1 protein-coding gene is annotated in these 925 nt (G+C 68.0%); it reads right to left on the bottom strand.

The annotated features are described in order from the left end of the window. The coding region (locus AC6RA4_RS25255; RefSeq protein WP_500165041.1) for an urease subunit alpha at window positions 1-693 on the bottom strand (693 nt) is incomplete at its 3' end. Window positions 694-925: the final 232 nt, after the last annotated feature.

Here is a 925-nt window from a genome sequence, read left to right as displayed (position 1 = left end):
TAGCGCGCAAGCGCCGCCGTTGATTTGTTCTTCGAGCGCGGCGGGTAGTGAGGCGTTGCCCTTGCCCGCAAAGGCCAGGTTCATCGGAAAGGCATCCGCAGCCTGTAGCATCCGCCCGATATGCCACGGCCCCGGCGTGCAGGTGGTGGCCAGCGTGCCATGCGCGGGGCCGGTGCCGCCGCCCAGCATGGTGGTCAGGCCCGAGTGCAGCGCGTCCTCGATCTGCTGCGGGCAGATGTAGTGGATGTGGCTGTCCATGCCGCCGGCGGTGAGGATGCGCCCCTCGCCCGCGATGGCCTCGGTGCCGGGGCCGACGATGATGTTGACGCCAGGCTGGGTGTCGGGGTTGCCGGCCTTGCCGATCTTGTGGATGCGGCCGTCCTTCAGCCCGACATCGGCCTTGTAGATGCCGGTATGGTCGACGATCAGCGCGTTGGTGATGACGGTGTCGACCGCGCCCTCGGCGCGCGTCGCCTGGCTCTGGCCCATGCCGTCGCGGATCACCTTGCCGCCGCCGAACTTGACCTCCTCGCCGTAGATCGGGGCATTGCCGCCCGCCGCCTGGCCCACCGCCTCGGCGGTCAGGTCACGCTCGACCTCGATGATCAGGTCGGTATCGGCGAGGCGCAGCTTGTCGCCGGTGGTGGGGCCGAACATGGCGGCATAATCGGCGCGGGAGATCGTGGCTGGCATGTCTGGGTCTTTCCTCGGCTGTCAGGCAGGCCCCGCCCCGAAGCGGCGCGCATCATGGCGCTTCGCCGAATTCGGGTGGCCTGCTAAGGTGAATATCACGTGCGCGTTATCTGCGGAGAAGATCAGCGCACAACAGGGATGGAGAACGCGATGACTCTCAACAGACTGGCGGCTGTGGCCGCATGCGTCGGAGCCTGGACGGGCTGCGCGGTGGCGGAGCCCGACCTCGCAA

Source organism: Salipiger sp., assembly GCF_059781815.1.
The sequence above is the reverse complement of the archived record's forward strand: the minus strand, read 5'-3'. Positions and strand labels throughout refer to the sequence as shown.